General features: G+C 57.9%; 15 protein-coding genes and 4 tRNA genes. 15 read left to right on the top strand and 4 right to left on the bottom strand.

What is annotated here, in order from left to right; translation table 11 throughout:
- Nucleotides 1-31 precede the first annotated feature (31 nt).
- On the top strand, nucleotides 32-1,192 hold the full coding sequence (locus tag K3819_RS18995; RefSeq protein WP_007951570.1) for an MFS transporter: 1,161 nt from the start codon (nucleotides 32-34) through the stop codon (nucleotides 1,190-1,192).
- On the opposite strand, the gene nhaR is transcribed toward K3819_RS18995, so the two are convergent.
- On the bottom strand, nucleotides 1,189-2,088 hold the full coding sequence (gene nhaR / locus K3819_RS18990) for a transcriptional activator NhaR (protein ID WP_064380824.1): 900 nt from the start codon (nucleotides 2,086-2,088) through the stop codon (nucleotides 1,189-1,191). The two genes, K3819_RS18995 and nhaR, sit on opposite strands and share 4 nt — an antisense overlap.
- Before the next feature lie 146 nt (nucleotides 2,089-2,234).
- Here nhaR and K3819_RS18985 point away from each other — a divergent pair, with 146 nt between their 5' ends.
- A complete protein-coding gene (locus K3819_RS18985; RefSeq protein WP_039767627.1) occupies nucleotides 2,235-2,474 on the top strand; it encodes a hypothetical protein in 240 nt (79 codons plus the stop codon).
- A 29-nt stretch (nucleotides 2,475-2,503) separates the two neighbouring features.
- Nucleotides 2,504-3,253 (top strand): TerC family protein, encoded by a 750-nt coding sequence (locus tag K3819_RS18980; protein WP_039767626.1) that lies wholly within the window; start codon nucleotides 2,504-2,506, stop codon nucleotides 3,251-3,253.
- A 74-nt stretch (nucleotides 3,254-3,327) separates the two neighbouring features.
- Here K3819_RS18980 and K3819_RS18975 read toward each other — a convergent pair whose 3' ends face one another.
- Complete coding sequence (locus tag K3819_RS18975; RefSeq protein WP_172829492.1) at nucleotides 3,328-3,495, bottom strand: hypothetical protein; 168 nt, start codon at nucleotides 3,493-3,495, stop codon at nucleotides 3,328-3,330.
- Nucleotides 3,496-3,726: 231 nt separating this feature from the next.
- On the opposite strand from K3819_RS18975, the gene K3819_RS18970 reads away from it, so the two are divergent.
- From K3819_RS18970 to K3819_RS18960, 3 genes are all read left to right on the top strand, one after another.
- A complete protein-coding gene (locus K3819_RS18970) occupies nucleotides 3,727-4,398 on the top strand; it encodes a peptidase C39 family protein (RefSeq protein ID WP_085612720.1) in 672 nt (223 codons plus the stop codon).
- Between the two features lie 93 nt (nucleotides 4,399-4,491).
- Entirely contained in the window at nucleotides 4,492-4,698 is a 207-nt protein-coding gene (locus K3819_RS18965) for a DUF6021 family protein (RefSeq protein WP_221397708.1), read from the top strand.
- A 12-nt stretch (nucleotides 4,699-4,710) separates the two neighbouring features.
- The gene (locus K3819_RS18960) at nucleotides 4,711-4,917 is read left to right on the top strand and encodes a hypothetical protein (protein WP_007951563.1); all 207 of its coding nucleotides are present in this window, start codon (nucleotides 4,711-4,713) and stop codon (nucleotides 4,915-4,917) included.
- 53 nt (nucleotides 4,918-4,970) lie between these two features.
- On the opposite strand, the gene pbpG is transcribed toward K3819_RS18960, so the two are convergent.
- Nucleotides 4,971-5,909 (bottom strand): D-alanyl-D-alanine endopeptidase, encoded by a 939-nt coding sequence (gene pbpG / locus K3819_RS18955; protein ID WP_011335039.1) that lies wholly within the window; start codon nucleotides 5,907-5,909, stop codon nucleotides 4,971-4,973.
- A gap of 229 nt (nucleotides 5,910-6,138) precedes the next feature.
- Nucleotides 6,139-6,993, bottom strand: coding sequence for a bifunctional methylenetetrahydrofolate dehydrogenase/methenyltetrahydrofolate cyclohydrolase FolD (folD, locus tag K3819_RS18950; protein WP_011335038.1), 855 nt, complete (start codon nucleotides 6,991-6,993; stop codon nucleotides 6,139-6,141).
- Nucleotides 6,994-7,267: 274 nt separating this feature from the next.
- Here folD and K3819_RS18945 point away from each other — a divergent pair.
- The 9 genes from K3819_RS18945 (at nucleotide 7,268) to K3819_RS18905 (ending at nucleotide 14,562) form a co-directional block, all read left to right on the top strand.
- Nucleotides 7,268-7,344: transfer RNA gene (locus K3819_RS18945), tRNA-Arg, on the top strand.
- 32 nt (nucleotides 7,345-7,376) lie between these two features.
- Nucleotides 7,377-7,452 (top strand) — tRNA-His (locus tag K3819_RS18940).
- A 57-nt stretch (nucleotides 7,453-7,509) separates the two neighbouring features.
- Nucleotides 7,510-7,594 (top strand) — tRNA-Leu (locus K3819_RS18935).
- Nucleotides 7,595-7,670: 76 nt separating this feature from the next.
- Nucleotides 7,671-7,746 (top strand) — tRNA-His (locus K3819_RS18930).
- Nucleotides 7,747-8,146: 400 nt separating this feature from the next.
- A complete protein-coding gene (tig, locus tag K3819_RS18925; RefSeq protein WP_064597869.1) occupies nucleotides 8,147-9,457 on the top strand; it encodes a trigger factor in 1,311 nt (436 codons plus the stop codon).
- A 92-nt stretch (nucleotides 9,458-9,549) separates the two neighbouring features.
- Complete coding sequence (gene clpP / locus K3819_RS18920; protein ID WP_007951559.1) at nucleotides 9,550-10,185, top strand: ATP-dependent Clp endopeptidase proteolytic subunit ClpP; 636 nt, start codon at nucleotides 9,550-9,552, stop codon at nucleotides 10,183-10,185.
- 113 nt (nucleotides 10,186-10,298) lie between these two features.
- On the top strand, nucleotides 10,299-11,582 hold the full coding sequence (clpX, locus tag K3819_RS18915; RefSeq protein WP_064597867.1) for an ATP-dependent Clp protease ATP-binding subunit ClpX: 1,284 nt from the start codon (nucleotides 10,299-10,301) through the stop codon (nucleotides 11,580-11,582).
- A 162-nt stretch (nucleotides 11,583-11,744) separates the two neighbouring features.
- The gene (gene lon, locus K3819_RS18910; protein WP_039767614.1) at nucleotides 11,745-14,141 is read left to right on the top strand and encodes an endopeptidase La; all 2,397 of its coding nucleotides are present in this window, start codon (nucleotides 11,745-11,747) and stop codon (nucleotides 14,139-14,141) included.
- Between the two features lie 148 nt (nucleotides 14,142-14,289).
- Entirely contained in the window at nucleotides 14,290-14,562 is a 273-nt protein-coding gene (locus tag K3819_RS18905) for an HU family DNA-binding protein (RefSeq protein ID WP_002552737.1), read from the top strand.
- Nucleotides 14,563-14,655: the final 93 nt, after the last annotated feature.

Genomic DNA, 14,655 nt, shown 5'->3' with positions numbered 1-14,655 from the left:
CGCTGGTGTCGTCGTTTTGCTGGAGTTCCTCATGCTGTTGCCCATCCTTCTGTTGTCCGCCGCCGGGTTTACGGTGCTGACCACGGAGTTCGTCATCGTCGGCCTGCTGCCGGCGATTGCCCGCGACCTGGCCGTCACCATCCCGCAAGCCGGGTTGCTGGTGACTCTATTCGCTTTCACCGTAGCGATGTTCGGTCCTTTTCTGACCGCGTATTTCGCCCGCTTCGAGCGCCGCAAACTGTTCATCACCATCCTGATCATGTTTGGCCTGGCCAATACCGTGGCGGCATTGGCGCCGAACATCTGGGTCATGGCCATTGCCCGGTTGATCCCGGCGTTGGGGTTGCCGGTGTTCTGGGCGCTGGCCAGCGAAACGGCGGTGGATATCGTCGGCCCGGACTTCGCCGGTCGCGCGATCGCCAAGATCGGCTTCGGCATTGTCTGCGCCACCGTGTTCGGCATTCCGGTCGGTACGCTGATTTCCGATGCGTTCGGCTGGCGCAGCGCGTTCGCCATTCTGGCGGTGATCGCGTTTGCCAAGGCGCTGCTGCTGTTTGTCTATCTGCCGAAAACCAGCCTGCACCAGCATCAGGTCAGTTTCGCCTCGCAGTTCAAGATCCTGCGCAGCCCGTTGATGCTCGGCCATGTGTTGCTGTCGATCCTGGTGTTCAGCGGCATGTTCACCGCCTACACCTATCTGGCGGATATTCTCGAAAGGCTGGCCGGCTTCAATGGCACCGTGGTCGGCTGGTGCCTGATGGGCTTTGGCGCGGTCGGTCTGATCGGCAACTCGCTGGGCGGTCGTGCGGTGGATCGCCATCCACTGATGGCTTCGGTGATGTTCTGCGCGTTCATGATTCCGGGGATGGTGGCGCTGGTGCCGAATATCAATTCGTCGCTGGGTCTGGCGGCGGCGATGGGCATCTGGGGCGTGACGCAAGCGGCGCTGTTTCTGGTCAGCCATGTGCGCTTGATGAAAGCCGCACCTGAGGCGCCGGCCTTCGCCGCGTCGCTGAACATTGCCGGGGCCAACCTCGGGATCGGCCTGGGCGCGATCATTGGTGGTCGGGTGATCGACAGCGCCGGTCTGGGCTTTGTGGGTTTCGCCGCCGCCGGGTTCATCCTGCTGTCGATTTTCCTCGCCATGGTGCTGATGGTGCTCAAGCCGCGCGACGTCTGCGCGCCGGCTTAAAAGGCTGTAAACAGCTCGCGTCGGGCACCTTCGGTAATCGCTTTGATGCCGGGGTGCTTGACCTTGCGCTCCACCGAGATCGCGTAGAACGACTCGCTCACCGCATCGGTCTGGCCGATCAACTCGACGCCGTACTGGCGCTTCACCTCATCGGCAATCACGCTCGGGCCGATGAAAATCCCGCTGCCGGACTGGCCGAACGCCTGCATCAGGGCGCTGTCATCGAACTCCCCGACAATCCTCGGCTGAATCTGCTGCTCGGCGAACCAGCGCTGTAAACGGCTGCGCACCACGGTTTCCGCGCCGGGGATCAACAGCGGCGCACCGTGCAGGCTGCGGGGAAAATCCTGACCGTATTGCGCGGCCAGTTCGGCGGTGGCAAAGAAACTGATCCCGCATTCGCCTAGCTTCTGGCTGTAGCCCTTGATGTCCAGGTGCGAGGGCATCGGGCTGTCGGAGATCACCAGGTCCAGGCGCTGGATTGCCAGATCCGCCAGCAGGCGTTCGAGCTTGTCTTCGCGGCAGGTGATGCGCAGCGGTTCGCTCAACTCCATGGTCGGCGCGATCAGGCGATAGACGATGGATTTGGGCACCACGTCCGCCACGCCGACCCGAAACAGGATCTGCTGTTCATTGGGCTGGGCGCGCAGCATCAGCTCCAGTTCACCGCCGAGCTGGAACATCTGCTCGGCGTAGGGCAGGGTCTGACGCCCGGCCTCGGTGAGTTCCAATTGCCGTCCGACCCGTTGAAACAATTCGATGCCATAGGTCTGTTCGAGCAAGGAAATCTGCCCGCTGATGGTCTGCGGCGTCAGGTTCAGTTGCTCACAGGCGCGCACGATGCTGCCGGTCTTGGCCACCACCCAGAAGTAGTGCAGTTGTCGGTAATTGAGCATGGGGTTCGGTCCGTCCAATACAGTTCGTATAAATCGAAGTATAGCCGCTAAAAATACGAATTTTCCTGAAGTGTTTGTCTCCCTAGAATGCCCAGCCATCGACGGCTGGCCTGTACGGCGCTGTCTGTTCTATCGAGGGAAGCATCATGAAACTAAAAACTACGGCGTTATTGATCGCGTCTTTACTGGTACTGGCCGGTTGCGATCAGGCCGAAAAGAGCGCCCAGCAACTGATGGGGCAGGCGGCTGAAGCGGCCAAGCAAGCCATCGATGACACGCACAAAGCCGCCGAGCAGGCGCTCAGCGATGCCACCGGCAATCTGATCAGCAAGAAAGAACCGAAAGACGACGAAGAAAAATCCGAATCGTCCTCCCAGGAAATCTAAACCGTCTTACACAGAGTCAGGACTGACCCATGGAATACCTGTTAGAACTCGCTTCCAGCCCGACCGCATGGATTGCCTTGGCCACACTGGTGGTGATGGAAATCGTGCTCGGCATCGATAACCTGATCTTCATCTCGATCCTGACCAACAAGCTGCCCGAGCAGTACCGGCAGAAGGCTCGTCGTCTGGGGATCGGCATGGCGCTGATCATGCGTCTGGCCCTGTTGAGCACCATTGCGTTCATCGTTCAATTGACCGCGCCGGTCATCGAGATCCTCGGCCACGCGTTCTCCTGGAAGGACATGATCCTGATCGCCGGCGGCCTGTTCCTGTTGTGGAAGGCGACGACCGAGATCCATCACAGCATGGACCCGGCACCGGAAGATCCGAAGACCGCGACGTCGAAGGTGACCTTGGGCTTCGCCGCCGCCATCGGGCAGATCCTGATGCTGGACATGGTGTTCTCGATCGACAGCATCATTACCGCTGTCGGCATGACCGAACACTTGCCGATCATGGTGATTGCGGTTGTGGTCTCGGTGCTGGTGATGCTGTTTGCAGCTGACCCGCTGGCCAAGTTCATCAACGACAACCCGACGGTGGTCATGCTGGCTCTGGGCTTCCTGATCATGATCGGTATGACGCTGATCGCCGAAGGCTTTGGCGCCCACGTACCGAAAGGTTATGTGTATGCCGCCATGGCGTTCTCGGCTGCGATTGAAGTGCTGAACATGATGTCGCGCCGCGCCAAGCAGAAGAAACTGACTGCCGAAGCGTAATCGCTGGAAAACCAAAGGCCGCCTGAACTTGCGAGAGTCCAGGCGGCCTTTTTGTTGGAGTCGGTTACGGAAAATCAGTGCGCGGTGGCGTGACGGGCGTCGTGTTTATCGATCTTCCTGTTCGGTGCAGGTTGAACCGGGTGGTGATGGCGGCGGGAAATCCGCAACACGCCCCACAGCATGGCGGCGGCAACGGCCAGCCAGCCGGCAATCAGCATTACGATGGTCATGGTCAGGCTCATCTGTGCCTCCTCTTTGCCCTGCGTCGGGCGCGCTTTCTTTGGCTCTTGTCTGAATGACAGTCTAGTCGCTGGTGTGTTTCAAGCTATTGACCGAAGGTCGGTGGTGACCAATCAGTTCGCTCTATGCAACCGATGCATCTGCCGCTTTGGGCTATACCGCAGCGTGGCGCCGTCCTATGATCCTCGACCAAGCCGGAACACGATGACCGGTAACTGATCAAGAGAGTGATGATGGTGCAGCTATTTTCCCGGATCCGCGCGGCGCTGCTGGTGGCCGGTTGCGTGACAGCATTGGTGGGGTGTGCGGGCAGTGTGGCGCCGGAGGTCAAGCGCCTGCCGGAGCGGGTCGAGCTTAGCGGTACGTTCTATCGCGGGGAGGCCTATCAAAGCGGGCCGCAAGTGCTGGCCAGCCTGCTGTCGCAGCAGGGCATCGTGATCACGCCGGGTCTGCTGGAAAAACCGCTGCGCTTGCCGGGCGCCGAGGACAAATTGCAACAGAATCTGCAGAACCTTGCCCGTGAATACGGCATGGTCGTGTATCCGCTGGACAGCAACTTGCCGGCGCTGCTGACTCAGGTGGCGGCCGGGTATCCGGTGATGGTGCGTTTCAGCGAAGGTTCGGCGTTTTGGGCGGAGCCGCGTTACGCGATCCTGTCCGGCTACGATCGCTTGAAGCAGAAGGTGCTGCTGCGCGCCGGGATGAATCGCCGTGAATTGATGAGCTTCAGCTCGTTCGAGTCGGCCCTGGAAAAATCCGGCGGCTGGGCAGTGTTGATCCAGAAGCCGACGCAGATACCGGCGGCGGTCGACCAACAGCGCTGGCTCAAGGCTGCCGACGCACTGGCGCAAGCCGGGCAGGAGCGGGAAGCGGCACAGGCGAGGAAGGCGCTGGCGGCGCATTGAGGTTCCGTTCGTCGCCTGTCGGGCACCCTGATGGAGGATGCGCTTCTGAACTGTAGCGTCCCGTGTTTTACGGGCCAGTATCAGGAGGCGAACATGGCAATTCCAACTTCACCCAGCGGGCCGCATTCTTCCGAGCATGGCAGCGGCGACGACCTGGGCTTCGATCCGGACTCGCCTGATCTGGACGATCCGCAAGTTGATCCCATTGGCCCGGCGAAGGCGCCGAAGGATGTGCAGCCTGGCGATGACCCCAAGCGTCCGTCCAAGCCTTACGATCCCTTGGCTGATCTCAAGCCTTGAAGCGAGGTGCGTATGAGTACCGATTCGAGTTTCGATGACCACAAGCCTGACAGTGTGCCAACCACCCCCGAGCCGGAAGTCGATCCGGTGCTGGATCCGGAGAGCCCGCTGCGCGATCCGCTGGCGCGTCCGGCGGTGGTGACGCCGGAGCATTCCCGCGACCCGAGCGCTGGTGATGGCATTCCCGATGACGACAAGATGCCGTTGCCCAACGACTGAGTGCATAAATGAAAAAGCCCCGACGATTCGGGGCTTTTTCATGGGGGGACGGATTACTTGGACGCTTCGATCACGCCGCTCTGGCGACTCTTGAGGTTTTTGTCGGCCTTGTATTGCTGAGCCACGGCGGGGACGTTGGCACTCTTGCCGGTTTCCACCCAACTGCGTATGCGGCTGGCATCGGCGAAGTGAGTGTATTTGCCGAACGCGTCGAGAATCACCAGGGCGACCGGGCGGTTGGCCATGCGGGTCACCAACACCAGACAGTGACCGGCAGGGTTGGTAAAACCGGTCTTGGTGATGCGGATATCCCAGTCGGCCTTGTTGACCAGGTGATCGGTGTTACGGAAGCCCAAGGTGTAATTGGGTTTACGGAACGAGACGGTCTTTTCCTTGGTGGTGGTCAACTCGATGAGCAGCGGCTGTTTGTGCGCGGCCACCAGTAACTTGCTCAGGTCGCGGGCGGTGGAGACGTTGCGCTCGGACAGGCCGGTGGGCTCCACAAAATGTGTGCTGGTCATGCCCAGCGCCTTGGCCTTGGCGTTCATCGCGGCGATGAATGCCGCGTAACCGCCCGGGTAGTGGTGAGCCAGGCTGGCGGCGGCGCGGTTTTCCGAGGACATCAGGGCAATCAGCAGCATCTCCCGGCGGGGCAGTTCGCTGCGCAGCTTGACGCGGGAAAATACGCCTTTCATTTCCGGCGTGTGGCTGATGTCGACGTCAATCCATTCGTCCATGTTCTGGTGCGCTTCGACCACTACCAAACCGGTCATCAATTTGCTCACGGAAGCGATGGGCACCACCACGTCCGGGTTGCTGGAATAAATGACTTTGTTGGTCTGCAGATCCATCAGCAGGGCGCTGCCGGAGGCAATCTTCAATTGCGAAGCGTCTCGAGGGGCGGCGGTGGTTTCGGCGGCGTTGACCGTTGGCGTGAGGAGCGTGCCTGAAAATGCAAAAACCAGGCTCAGGATGGACAGACGAATATTCACGCGGGCGAACTCATGAAGGTTGGAAATGCCGTTCTTTGTAACGGCCTGTGTCGTAAAAACGACGCATTGTAGGAGTATGGTTGAAGAACTGTCGATGGTTGTCCGCAAGGCATGAAAAAGTCGTGAAAAGCCCTGTAAAAATAGGGGTTTCCGGCGAACGGTAAAGGTTTTTTCGAGGGCATGAAAAACCCCGCACAAGGCGGGGTTCTCGGAGCGCGGAAAACGCGACTCAGGCGTGCAGGGTTTCTGCCGCGTAGAGGGTGTTTTCCAGCAGGCAGGCACGGGTCATCGGGCCGACGCCGCCGGGTACCGGAGTGATCCAGCCGGCGCGGGGCAGGGCGGTCTCGTAGACCACATCACCCACCAGTTTGCCGTCTTCCTGGCGGTTGATGCCGACGTCGATCACGATCGCGCCTTCCTTGATCCACTCGCCCTTGACCAGGCCCGGCTTGCCGGCGGCCACGACCACCAGGTCTGCGCGGCCGACGTGTCCGGCCAGATCCTTGGTGAAGCGGTGGGTAACGGTCACGGTGCAACCGGCCAGCAACAGTTCCATTGCCATCGGGCGACCGACGATGTTGGAAGCGCCGACAACGACTGCGTCCATCCCGTACAGATCGGCACCGGTGCTTTCCAGCAGGGTCATGATGCCCTTCGGGGTGCAGGGGCGCAGCAGCGGAATACGCTGGGCCAGACGACCGACGTTATAAGGATGGAAACCGTCGACGTCCTTGTCCGGGCGGATGCGTTCCAGCAATTTGGAGGCGTCCAGGTGCTCTGGCAGAGGAAGTTGAAGCAGAACGCCGTCGATTGCCGGGTCGTCGTTCAGTCGATCGATCAGATCGGTCAGCGCTTCTTGAGTGGTTTCGGAAGGCAGGTCGTAGGCTTGAGAGAGGAAGCCGACCTCTTCACAGTCTTTACGCTTGTGCGAGACATAAACCTGAGAGGCAGGATCGCTGCCGACCAGGATCACCGCGAGGCCTGGCGTGCGCAGACCTTGCTGGCGACGTTCGGCAACCCGTTGGGCGATCTGCTGGCGCAGGCTGGCGGCGATCGATTTGCCGTCGATTAGTTGTGCAGTCATTGCGCGTGATTAACCATCGAGAGGGGAAAAAAAGAGAACGCATTCTCGCATGTCAAACGGTGAGGGCAAAGGCGCTTGGTCAGCAAATTCCCCTAAGCCCTTTAATTAAATGAATTTTTTTCAAAAAGGATTTGACGACCTTCAGGTCGCTCTATACTATTCGTCGCACTTGTCGGGCACAGCCTAGCACTGGTTAAGAAGGTCGAGCGAAATCAACGTTTTGCGAGACTGGAAAGCACTTAGTTTGTAGTCCTCCAAGGGTACAGCTAACAAGGCGCCCGTAGCTCAGCTGGATAGAGCATCCGCCTTCTAAGCGGATGGTCGCAGGTTCGAGTCCTGCCGGGTGCGCCATTAGGCAGCATTGGCACAAGTAACGCGATATGGTGGGCGTAGCTCAGTTGGTAGAGCACGGGATTGTGACTCCCGTTGTCGTGGGTTCGATCCCCATCGTCCACCCCATATTTCGAAAGGCGCCAGATGTAACAGTCTGGCGCCTTTGCTTTAAAAGCTTCATCTGCGGATGTGGTGGAATTGGTAGACACACTGGATTTAGGTTCCAGCGCCGCGAGGCGTAAGAGTTCGAGTCTCTTCATCCGCACCAATCAAAGCTTCATTCATGCCATTGGCCGGGTGAAGTTCTACAAAGAAGTTGTTTGGCTTCTTTGGCACGCAATATGGTGGGCGTAGCTCAGTTGGTAGAGCACGGGATTGTGACTCCCGTTGTCGTGGGTTCGATCCCCATCGTCCACCCCATATTCCGAAAGGCGCCAGATTTAACAGTCTGGCGCCTTTTTTGTTTTACGGTTTCGGATTTCGGCGGCTGCAGGTTTCGGGTCGCAGGGCAGGGTGCTTCGTCGTATTAATGTTGCTCGATGATGCTGCGCTGTCCGCCGGCCTTGCTTGCGAGGTTGGCTGTCAGGGAGATGATTCAACCGCCTCTATATATAGAAGAGGTTGGCGCAGAGCCCTGGCTTGAATTGGCTGTATTTGCTAACAGGGCGAGGCGCAACCGTTTGTCCCCGTCTTCAAATGGCCTGCTGTTTTTTTACCCGTTTTCAGTAGGGTGACTTCTTGAGTTTGACCTACTAGAATGCTTGCCCTTGATTCTTGGGTCGGAAACGGCCGGCTAACGTCTGTGCAACGAGGAATATCCATGCAAGTTTCTGTTGAAAATACTACTGCTCTTGAGCGCCGCATGAGCATCACCGTGCCGGCTGAGCGCATCGAGACTCAGGTCAACAAGCGTCTGCAGCAGACTGCCCAAAAGGCCAAGATTGCTGGCTTCCGTCCAGGCAAAGTGCCAATGAGCGAAATCAAGCGCCGTTTCGGTGCTGATGCGCGCCAGGAAGCGATCGGCGACGTGATCCAGTCCTCCTTCTACGAAGCTGTGGTTGAGCAGAAGCTGAACCCGGCCGGTTCGCCGTCGATCGAGCCTAAGTCGCTCGAAGCTGGCAAGGACCTGGAATACGTAGCCGTATTCGAAGTGTTCCCTGAGTTCACCGTTGCCGGCTTCGAAGGCATCACCGTTGAGCGTCTGAGCGCTGACGTGGCTGACGCCGATCTGGACAAGATGCTGGACATCCTGCGCAAGCAGAACACCCGTTTCGAAGTGGCCGATCGTGCTGCCCAGAACGAAGACCAGTTGAACATCGATTTCGTTGGCAAGGTTGACGGCGAAGTGTTCGCTGGCGGTTCCGCCAAGGGCACTCAGCTGGTACTGGGTTCCGGCCGCATGATCCCGGGCTTCGAAGAAGGCCTGGTCGGCGCTAAAGCCGGCGAAGAGCGCGTTCTGAACCTGACCTTCCCAGAGGACTATCAGAACCTGGACCTGGCTGGCAAAACCGCCGAGTTCACTGTGACTGTAAACACCGTTTCCGAGCCAAAGCTGCCAGAGCTGAACGAAGAGTTCTTCGCTCAATTCGGCATCAAGGAAAGCGGCATCGACGGTTTCCGCACCGAAGTTCGCAAGAACATGGAGCGTGAACTGCGTCAGGCGATCAAATCCAAGGTCAAGAATCAGGTCATGGACGGTCTGCTGGCCACCAACCCGATCGAAGTGCCTAAGGCTCTGCTGTCCAACGAAGTTGACCGTCTGCGCGTGCAGGCTGTCCAGCAGTTCGGCGGCAACATCAAGCCAGACCAACTGCCGGCCGAGCTGTTCGAAGAACAAGCCAAGCGTCGCGTTGTCCTGGGTCTGATCGTGGCCGAAGTGGTCAAGCAGTTCGATCTGAAGCCAGACGAAGCCCGCGTTCGTGAAATGATTCAGGAAATGGCTTCGGCTTACCAGGAGCCTGAGCAGGTCGTGTCCTGGTACTACAAGAACGACCAGCAACTGAACGAAGTTCGTTCGGTTGTGCTGGAAGAACAAGTTGTGGATACTGTTCTGCAGAAAGCTAGCGTGACCGACAAATCGGTCTCTTACGAAGAAGCGGTCAAGCCGGTAGAAGCTCCAAAAGCCGACTGATTGTTTTTGCGTTAGAAGCACACACCATAAGCCAGCCTTCGAGCTGGCTTATGCGTATTCAAGACATGACTATTTGGGAGTGACTGCAGAGCATGTTCCGTAATTCCTATATTCAGCAGAACTCTGATATCCAGGCCGCCGGCGGCCTGGTCCCGATGGTTGTCGAGCAATCTGCTCGTGGCGAGCGCGCTTATGACATCTACTCGCGTCTTCTCAAGGAACGAGTAATCTTTCTGGTGGGGCCGGTAGAGGACTACATGGCCAACCTGATTTGCGCGCAATTGCTGTTCCTTGAAGCGGAAAACCCGGACAAGGACATCCATCTTTATATCAACTCCCCGGGCGGTTCGGTGACAGCGGGCATGTCGATCTACGACACCATGCAGTTCATCAAGCCAAACGTATCGACTACCTGTATCGGTCAGGCGTGCAGCATGGGCGCATTCCTGCTGACGGCCGGTGCACCTGGCAAGCGTTTCTGCCTGCCGAACTCGCGCGTGATGATTCACCAGCCACTGGGCGGTTTCCAGGGCCAGGCATCGGACATCGAAATCCATGCCAAGGAAATCCTCTTCATCCGCGAGCGTCTGAACACGCTGATGGCCAAGCACAGCGGCCGTACGCTTGAAGAAATCGAGCGCGACACCAACCGCGACAACTTCATGAGTGCAGAAGCTGCGAAGGAATATGGTCTGATCGACGAAGTGATCAACCAGCGTCCAGCTTAAAAATAAGCAGCTCAAAATAGGCTTGGTCGGCGCGTCTGATCAGCGGCGGGCTTGAAAAAGCCCGCAATAGCCTTCATCTTGTGTTGCAAGCCTATCGGATTTGGATCGAACGAATGACTGACACCCGCAACGGCGAGGACAACGGCAAGCTGCTCTATTGCTCCTTCTGTGGCAAAAGCCAGCATGAAGTACGCAAATTGATTGCCGGCCCCTCGGTCTTTATCTGCGACGAGTGCGTCGACCTGTGCAATGACATCATCCGCGAGGAGGTGCAGGAAGCACAGGCCGAAAGCAGCGCGCATAAATTGCCTTCGCCTAAAGAAATCAGCGGCATCCTTGATCAATATGTCATTGGTCAGGAGCGTGCCAAGAAGGTTCTGGCAGTAGCGGTGTACAACCACTACAAGCGTCTGAACCAGCGTGACAAAAAGGCTGACGACGTCGAACTCGGCAAGAGCAACATCCTGCTGATCGGCCCGACAGGCTCCGGTAAAACCCTGCTGGCCGAAACCCTGGCCCGCTTGCTGAACGTTCCGTTCACCATCGCCGACGCAACCACCCTCACCGAGGCGGGTTACGTGGGTGAAGACGTCGAGAACATCATTCAGAAGCTGCTGCAGAAGTGTGATTACGACGTAGAGAAAGCCCAGATGGGTATTGTCTACATCGACGAAATCGACAAGATTTCGCGCAAGTCCGACAACCCGTCGATCACCCGGGACGTTTCCGGTGAAGGCGTGCAGCAGGCCTTGCTCAAGCTGATTGAAGGCACGGTCGCTTCCGTACCACCACAAGGTGGCCGCAAGCATCCGCAGCAGGAATTCCTTCAGGTTGATACCCGTAACATTCTGTTCATCTGCGGTGGCGCATTCTCCGGTCTGGAGAAGGTCATTCAGAACCGTTCCACCAAGGGTGGCATCGGTTTCAACGCAGAAGTGCGCAGCAAGGAAGAAGGCAAGAAAGTTGGTGAATCCCTGCGTGAAGTCGAGCCTGACGATCTGGTCAAGTTCGGTCTGATCCCGGAATTCGTCGGTCGTCTGCCGGTCCTGGCGACGCTGGACGAGCTGGATGAGGCTGCTTTGATGCAGATTCTCACCGAGCCGAAAAATGCCCTGACCAAACAGTATGCCAAGCTGTTCGAGATGGAAGGCGTGGATCTGGAATTCCGTTCCGACGCGCTGAAATCGGTCGCCAAGCGTGCCCTGGAGCGTAAAACCGGTGCCCGTGGCCTGCGTTCGATTCTCGAAGGTGTGCTGCTCGACACGATGTATGAAATCCCCTCGCAGTCCGAGGTGAGCAAAGTCGTGATCGATGAAAGCGTGATCGAAGGCACGTCCAAGCCACTGTATGTCTACGAAAACAGTGAGCCGGCTGCCAAGGCTGCACCGGACGCGTAAGCGCCCGGCCTGCCGGAACAAGGAAGGGGCCTTCGGGCCTCTTTTTTTTATGTCGTTTTTTACATCCGCTTTGCGCTTGTTTTTTTTCAAGGCAACCCCCATCTTGGTTTCAAGCTTAATTCCATCTGATTACGGCCATATGGCCGCCGTAGAGGCGAAATCATGAAGACCACCATCGAATTGCCTCTCCTGCCATTGCGTGATGTCGTTGTGTATCCGCACATGGTTATCCCGCTGTTCGTGGGGCGCGAGAAATCCATCGAAGCCCTCGAGGCCGCGATGACGGGCGACAAGCAGATCCTGCTGCTGGCCCAGAGAAACCCGGCTGACGATGATCCCGGTGAAGAAGCTCTCTATCGCGTAGGTACTATCGCCACCGTTCTGCAGCTGCTGAAACTGCCGGACGGCACCGTCAAGGTTCTGGTCGAAGGCGAGCAGCGTGGCGCTGTCGAGCGCTTCAGCGAAGTCGATGGCCACTGCCGTGCCGAAGTCTCGCTGATCGACGAGGTCGATGCCGCCGAGCGCGAATCCGAAGTGTTTGTGCGCAGCCTGTTGTCGCAGTTCGAACAATATGTGCAGTTGGGCAAGAAAGTCCCGGCTGAAGTCCTGTCGTCGCTCAACAGCATCGACGAGCCTGGCCGCCTGGTAGATACCATGGCCGCGCACATGGCGCTGAAGATCGAGCAGAAGCAGGAAATCCTCGAAATCATCGATTTATCGGCCCGGGTCGAGCACGTTCTGGCCTTGCTGGACGCCGAGATCGACCTGCTGCAAGTCGAAAAACGCATTCGTGGCCGCGTCAAAAAGCAAATGGAGCGCAGTCAGCGCGAGTACTACCTGAACGAGCAGATGAAGGCCATTCAGAAAGAACTCGGCGACAGCGACGAAGGCCACAACGAAATTGAAGACCTGAAAAAGCGCATCGACGCTGCCGGTCTGCCGAAAGACGCGCTGGCCAAGGCCACTGCCGAGCTGAACAAGCTCAAGCAAATGTCGCCGATGTCCGCTGAAGCCACTGTGGTGCGCTCGTACATCGACTGGCTGGTTCAAGTGCCGTGGAAGGCCCAGAGCAAGGTACGTCTGGACCTGGCTCGTGCCGAAGACATTCTCGACGCCGATCACTACGGCCTCGAAGAGGTCAAGGAACGCATCCTTGAATACCTCGCCGTGCAGAAGCGCGTGAAGAAAATCCGTGGCCCGGTGTTGTGCCTGGTCGGTCCTCCGGGCGTGGGTAAAACCTCGCTGGCCGAGTCGATCGCCCATGCCACCAACCGCAAATTCGTGCGCATGGCCCTCGGTGGCGTGCGTGACGAAGCGGAAATCCGTGGTCATCGTCGGACCTACATCGGTTCGATGCCAGGAAGATTGATTCAAAAGATGACAAAAGTGGGTGTCCGCAACCCGCTGTTCCTGCTCGATGAAATCGACAAAATGGGCAGCGACATGCGTGGCGACCCGGCGTCGGCGTTGCTGGAAGTGCTCGATCCTGAGCAGAACCACAACTTCAACGACCACTATCTGGAAGTCGATTACGACCTCTCGGATGTGATGTTCCTGTGCACCTCGAACTCGATGAACATTCCACCGGCGCTGCTGGACCGGATGGAAGTCATCCGTCTGCCGGGCTACACCGAGGACGAGAAGATCAACATCGCGGTCAAGTACCTGTCGCCCAAGCAGGTTGCAGCCAACGGCCTGAAGAAGGGCGAGCTGGAATTCGACGAAGAAGCGATCCGCGACATCATCCGTTACTACACCCGCGAAGCCGGTGTGCGTGGCCTCGAGCGGCAGATTGCCAAAGTCTGCCGCAAGGCGGTCAAAGAGCACGCGCTGGAAAAACGCTTCTCGGTAAAAGTGACAGCTGATCTGCTGGAGCATTTCCTCGGCGTTCGCAAGTTCCGCTACGGTCTGGCCGAGCAGCAGGATCAGATCGGACAAGTCACCGGCTTGGCCTGGACTCAGGTGGGCGGCGAACTGCTGACCATCGAAGCCGCTGTGGTGCCGGGCAAAGGTCAACTGATCAAGACCGGTTCGCTGGGTGACGTAATGGTCGAATCGATCACTGCGGCCCTGACTGTGGTGCGCAGCCGTGCCAAGAGCCTGGGTATCCCCCTGGACTTCCACGAGAAGCGCGACACGCACATCCACATGCCGGAAGGTGCTACGCCGAAAGACGGCCCGAGCGCTGGTGTAGGCATGTGTACCGCGCTGGTGTCGGCTTTGACGGGTATTCCTGTGCGCGCCGATGTCGCCATGACCGGCGAGATCACCCTGCGTGGTCAAGTTCTCGCCATTGGCGGTCTGAAGGAAAAACTGCTGGCCGCTCACCGTGGCGGAATCAAGACAGTGATTATTCCGGAAGAGAACGTGCGCGATCTGAAGGAGATTCCTGACAATATCAAGCAGGATCTGCAGATCAAACCGGTTAAATGGATTGACGAGGTCCTGCAAATTGCGCTGCAATACGCGCCGGAGCCCTTGCCGGATGTGGCTCCGGAGATAGTTGCCAAGGACGAAAAACGTGAGTCTGACTCTAAGGAAAGAATTAGCACGCATTAATACGCTTTTGCCTGGGGGGCTTCCTTGACAGCTTTTTAGAGCCCTTGTTATAAAGCGGCTCTTAAGTGTCTGTAGGCCATTCAGCACTCGTTTTTGCTTTCACCAAAAAACTTAGAATCATACTCAAATAGATATAAGGGGACTTAGAGTGAACAAGTCGGAACTGATTGATGCTATCGCTGCATCCGCTGATATCCCGAAAGCTGCTGCTGGCCGTGCGCTGGACGCTGTAATCGAATCCGTCACTGGCGCTCTCAAGGCTGGCGACTCCGTTGTTCTGGTTGGTTTCGGTACTTTCTCCGTGACTGATCGTCCAGCTCGCATCGGTCGTAACCCACAGACCGGCAAGACTCTGGAAATCGCGGCAGCCAAAAAACCAGGTTTCAAAGCCGGTAAAGCCCTGAAAGAAGCCGTCAACTAAGTTTGATTCAGGTTTTTACCCATCCGGGTCGGGGTCATGCCTGACTTGGCAGCGGAGCGGTAGAGCAGGCGGTTGGAATAGCTGCCTGTCACA

This window comes from Pseudomonas sp. 3-2, from assembly GCF_019710535.1.
GTDB lineage: Bacteria > Pseudomonadota > Gammaproteobacteria > Pseudomonadales > Pseudomonadaceae > Aquipseudomonas > Aquipseudomonas pharyngis.
The sequence above is the reverse complement of the archived record's forward strand: the minus strand, read 5'-3'. Positions and strand labels throughout refer to the sequence as shown.

Excerpts from the sequence above, each read along its gene's own strand:
- K3819_RS18970 (WP_085612720.1), top strand. The coding sequence starts at position 3,727 with ATGGTGCAGCTATTTTCCCGGATCCGCGCGGCGCTGCTGGTGGCCGGT.
- K3819_RS18980 (WP_039767626.1), top strand. The coding sequence starts at position 2,504 with ATGGAATACCTGTTAGAACTCGCTTCCAGCCCGACCGCATGGATTGCC.
- clpP (WP_007951559.1), top strand. The coding sequence starts at position 9,550 with ATGTTCCGTAATTCCTATATTCAGCAGAACTCTGATATCCAGGCCGCC.
- lon (WP_039767614.1), top strand. The coding sequence starts at position 11,745 with ATGAAGACCACCATCGAATTGCCTCTCCTGCCATTGCGTGATGTCGTT.
- K3819_RS18995 (WP_007951570.1), top strand. The coding sequence starts at position 32 with ATGCTGTTGCCCATCCTTCTGTTGTCCGCCGCCGGGTTTACGGTGCTG.
- K3819_RS18960 (WP_007951563.1), top strand. The coding sequence starts at position 4,711 with ATGAGTACCGATTCGAGTTTCGATGACCACAAGCCTGACAGTGTGCCA.
- tig (WP_064597869.1), top strand. The coding sequence starts at position 8,147 with ATGCAAGTTTCTGTTGAAAATACTACTGCTCTTGAGCGCCGCATGAGC.
- nhaR (WP_064380824.1), bottom strand. The coding sequence starts at position 2,088 with ATGCTCAATTACCGACAACTGCACTACTTCTGGGTGGTGGCCAAGACC.
- K3819_RS18985 (WP_039767627.1), top strand. The coding sequence starts at position 2,235 with ATGAAACTAAAAACTACGGCGTTATTGATCGCGTCTTTACTGGTACTG.
- folD (WP_011335038.1), bottom strand. The coding sequence starts at position 6,993 with ATGACTGCACAACTAATCGACGGCAAATCGATCGCCGCCAGCCTGCGC.
- clpX (WP_064597867.1), top strand. The coding sequence starts at position 10,299 with ATGACTGACACCCGCAACGGCGAGGACAACGGCAAGCTGCTCTATTGC.
- K3819_RS18965 (WP_221397708.1), top strand. The coding sequence starts at position 4,492 with ATGGCAATTCCAACTTCACCCAGCGGGCCGCATTCTTCCGAGCATGGC.
- K3819_RS18975 (WP_172829492.1), bottom strand. The coding sequence starts at position 3,495 with ATGAGCCTGACCATGACCATCGTAATGCTGATTGCCGGCTGGCTGGCC.